The organism is Thermoanaerobaculia bacterium (genome assembly GCA_035717485.1).
In the GTDB taxonomy this organism is placed as follows: Bacteria; Acidobacteriota; Thermoanaerobaculia; order UBA5066; family DATFVB01; genus DATFVB01.
On record DASTIQ010000281.1, the window covers coordinates 1 to 3079 of the forward strand.

Here is a 3079-nt window from a genome sequence, read left to right on the forward strand (position 1 = left end):
ACGAATCCCGCGAGGAGGCTCGGGTCGGTCGCGAACGTCGCGCGGACCTTCTTTCCGGTCGCGCGCGAAAGCGCCGCGGAGACGCGCTCGCGCGCGGCGGCGTCGAGGTCCGAGGCGACGGTGACCTTCGCCGGGACGACCCCTTCCCGCACGTCGATCGCCTCGCGGATCGCGTCGAGGATCTCCGGGAGCTGGACGATCCGCCCCTTGTCGAGGAGCAGCCGGAGGAACCGTCCGCCGAGCTCGTCGACGCCCGCGCGGGCGGCGAGCGACTGCACGATGCCGCGCTTGGCCTCCGCCGTCACGGAGGGATTCGCGAGGACCGCGCGGAGAACGCCGTTGCCGCCGATCGCGGATGCGACGTCGTGGAGCGGAGCGGCCCACTTGCCGGCGTCGAAGCCGGCCGGGACGCTCTGGAGCAGCGCGTCGGCGTAGGGCCGGGCGAATCGCGCCGTCATGACCGGGACATCCCGCCGGCCGCGTCGGCGACGCTCCGGACGCTCTCGTCGAGGAGCCGGCGGCGATCCTCGTCCGTGATCGCCCCGGCGAGAACGTCGCGCGCGCGGTCCGCCGCGAGGGCGGCCGCCGCCCGCGCGAGATCCTTCTTCGCGGCGGCGAGGCGGTGCTCGATTTCGTCCGCCGCGTTCCGGCGGAGCATCTCGGCGTCCCGGGCGGCCGCCTCGATCTGGGCGCGCTTCTCGGTCTCCCCTTCGCCCGCTCCGCGCGTGCGGATCTCCGCGATCTCCTTCTCGAGCGAGGCGAGGCGGGCGGTCATCTCCGAGGCGAGCGCCAGCGCCTTGTCCCGCTCGACGCCCGCGCGGTCGATCGCGTCGTCGAGCTCCTCGCGGCGTTTCCGGAAATGCTGGTTGAAAGGCTTCCCGAGGAAGTACACGAGAAGGCCGAGGATGAGGAGCAGGTTCGCGAGCTTCCACAGCTCGACCGGAAGTCCGAGGAACTTCTTCGCGACCTCTTCTTCCTCGGCCGCCCAGGCCGGAGCCGCCGCGAGGAGGAGGAGCGCGGAGAAGAAAACCGGGAAACGCCGGGCGAGCCTCACGCCGCAGCCTTCCGCCCGAGCACCTTTTCGACGAGAGACGACACGATCGTCGAGACCCGCGACGGCAGCTCGTCGCGCGCCCGCCGCGCGTCGGCTTCGAGCTCCGCCGCCGCTTTTTCGAGCCGGGCCGCGGTTTCCTGCTTGGCCGCCTCGACCTGCTGCTCGCGGATATGCCGTCCTTCCGCGCGGTTTTCCTCCCGGATCTTGAGCGCCTCCCGGCGGGCGAGGGAGAGCTCGGTTTCGATCTTCGCGGCCGCGGCGCGGAATTTCTCCTCGGCGTCGGCCAGCGCCCGCGCGGCGGTTTCCGCCTCGCTCTGGCGCTCGTCCAGGATCGCGGACACCGGCCGGAAAAGGAACCGGTTCAACACCCAGAGCGTCGCGAAGAAGATCGCGAGGATCAGGAGCATCGACACGTTGGGAACCTGAAGCATTCAACGCCCTCGAAAAGGGCTGGAAATTATCAGAACTCGTTCACGCAGCGCAAGAAGCAGAGACCGCGTCGCCGCAAATCGACGCATCGAGCGCCTCAGGGCCGAACCGGGGGCAAGGACAGCGAGACGCGTGTGATTCGAACGGCCGCGCAACCTCTCGACGCGACGACGTGGCGCGCCGCGGCGAGACCCTGCGACATACGCCCCGGTATGCCTCGGGATCTCGCGGTCGACACGCATCCCGTCGGCCTCGCGCCTCGCCGCGCTTCATCGTCAGAGCATTCGAGCTGCGCATGCCGGTCGTCTCAGCCGGCCCGTCCCCGAGAAAAATCGAATCGCGGCATCGCTGAGGCGCGTCGAGACGGGTTGAAAGACGCGTTCGGGACGCCCGGCCGGCGGGTGAGGCGTACCGGGGCGTACGTCGATCCCGCCGGCGGGCGGAACGGACGCGTATAGCGACCCGCCCGCTACTTGTCGCTGCCCGAGACTTCGCCCTGAAAAGTCGCCCCCTCTTCGATCTTCAACACCGGGGCCTGCAGCTTCGCGTACACCTTGCCGCGCGGATGGATCTCGATCTTCTCGCGCGCGACGACCGACCCCCGAAGCGTTCCGTCGATCGAGATGCTGCCGACCCGCACGTCGGCGTCGACTTCCCCGGTGTCGCCGATGATCAGGAGATGGTCCGAGCGGATGGACCCTTCGAACTTGCCGTCGATCCGCATCGTGTCGTCGAAGGTGAGCTCTCCCTTGAAATGGCTCCCCTCGTCGAGAAATCCGTTCAGGACTCCGTCCGGCTTCTTCGCCATCAAATTTTCCCCATCAGCATCTCGAAGATCCGGATGAGATCCTCTTCCGACGCGAAATCGATCTCGATCTTTCCCCCGCGCTTCTTCCGCTCCAGGCGCACCCGGGCGCGGAGCCGGCGCGAGAGCTTTTCCTCGGCGTCCCGGGAGAAGGGATCGCGCGGCTTTTCCCGCTTGAGTCGGGGAGCGGCGCCCGACATCGCCGACGCGCGCTTCTCGGCCTGCCGCACCGACAGGTCGCGACGGACGATCTCCTCCGCGAGCCTCATCTGGTCGTCCCCGGAGGCGAGCGCGCTCAAGGCCTTGGCGTGGCCGGCCGACAGCTGACCGGCTCGAATCATGTCCCGCACCTTTGATGGTAACTTCAATAGTCTCAATGAGTTAGCTACCGTCGACCGCTCCTTGCCGACGCGTTCGGCGATCTGCTCCTGGGTGAGCCTGAACTCTTCCCGCAGGCGCCCGTAGGCCGCCGCCGACTCCATCGGATTCAGGTCCTCGCGCTGGAGGTTTTCGACGAGAGCGAGCTCGAGCCGCTCCCGGTCCCCCGCCGCCTCCCGGACGACGATCGGCACCCGGGCGAGTCCCGCCGCCTTCGCCGCCCGGAACCGTCGCTCGCCCGCGAGAATCGTGAAGCCTCCCGCCGACCGGGGCGAGACCACGATCGGCTGGACGATGCCGTTCACCCGGATCGACTCGGCGAGCTCGGCGAGCCCCCGGGCGTCGAAATCGGTTCGAGGCTGGAGCGGGTTCGGATGCAGAGCCGCCAGATCCGCCTCGCGGGCGCCCATCCG

5 protein-coding genes are annotated in these 3079 nt (G+C 69.2%); all 5 read right to left on the reverse strand.

Translation table 11 applies throughout. The annotated features are described in order from the left end of the window. Window positions 1–458 (reverse strand): ATP synthase F1 subunit delta (atpH, locus tag VFS34_14595; GenBank protein HET9795680.1); only part of this gene is annotated, 458 nt, incomplete at its 3' end. Next, window positions 455–1054 (reverse strand): ATP synthase F0 subunit B, encoded by a 600-nt coding sequence (locus VFS34_14600; protein HET9795681.1) that lies wholly within the window; start codon window positions 1052–1054, stop codon window positions 455–457. The genes VFS34_14600 and atpH, both read right to left, overlap by 4 nt. Continuing rightward, a complete protein-coding gene (locus VFS34_14605) occupies window positions 1051–1485 on the reverse strand; it encodes a hypothetical protein (protein HET9795682.1) in 435 nt (144 codons plus the stop codon). Before VFS34_14605 ends, VFS34_14600 begins: the two co-directional genes overlap by 4 nt. Window positions 1486–1952: 467 nt before the next feature. Next, window positions 1953–2291 (reverse strand): polymer-forming cytoskeletal protein, encoded by a 339-nt coding sequence (locus VFS34_14610; GenBank protein HET9795683.1) that lies wholly within the window; start codon window positions 2289–2291, stop codon window positions 1953–1955. Next, window positions 2291–3079, reverse strand: a 789-nt coding sequence (locus tag VFS34_14615; GenBank protein HET9795684.1) for a ParB/RepB/Spo0J family partition protein, incomplete at its 5' end; no start/stop codon positions are given. The genes VFS34_14615 and VFS34_14610, both read right to left, overlap by 1 nt.

Bases quoted from the DNA above. Each gene is read 5' to 3' on its own strand.
- VFS34_14610 (HET9795683.1), bottom strand. From the start codon at position 2,291: ATGGCGAAGAAGCCGGACGGAGTCCTGAACGGATTTCTCGACGAGGGG.
- VFS34_14605 (HET9795682.1), bottom strand. From the start codon at position 1,485: ATGCTTCAGGTTCCCAACGTGTCGATGCTCCTGATCCTCGCGATCTTC.